This window comes from Aminobacter sp. P4_D5 (assembly GCF_056401815.1).
In genome coordinates this window covers 1-524 of record NZ_JBFUIP010001365.1, presented here as the reverse complement: position 1 = coordinate 524, position 524 = coordinate 1, and the positions used below count along the sequence as shown (strand labels likewise).

Annotated in this window: 1 protein-coding gene; it reads left to right on the top strand. The window is 62.8% G+C overall.

The window, feature by feature from the left end; all coding sequences use genetic code 11:
* Positions 1 to 524: DEAD/DEAH box helicase family protein (locus AC1DWF_RS38440; RefSeq protein ID WP_476843644.1), on the top strand; the 524-nt coding region annotated here is incomplete at both ends.

The following is a 524-nucleotide window of genomic DNA, read 5'->3' as shown; positions in this document are numbered from 1 at the left end:
ACCAAGTGCTGCTCGGCGTCACCGGTTCCGGGAAAACCTTCACGATGGCGAAGGTGATCGAATCGGTGCAGCGGCCGACGCTCATCCTCGCGCCGAACAAGACGCTGGCCGCGCAGCTCTATGGGGAGATGAAGAGCTTCTTCCCGGACAACGCCGTCGAGTATTTCGTCAGCTACTACGACTACTTCCAGCCGGAAGCCTATGTCCCGCGCACGGACACCTACATAGAAAAAGACAGCCAGATCAACGAGCAGATCGACCGTATGCGCCACAGCGCCACACAGTCTCTGCTGCAGCGGCGGGACGTGGTGATCGTCGCCTCGGTCTCCTGCATCTACGGCATCGGCTCGGTCGAGACCTACTCCAACATGGTCGTGAAGCTGGAGCGCGGCGGGAGCATCCAGCGCGACGCCCTGCTCAAGGGCCTCGTCGAGCAGCAGTATCGCCGCAACGACGCCTCCTTCCAGCGCGGCAATTTCCGCGTGCGCGGCGAGAACCTGGACGTCTGGCCGGCGCATCTCGAC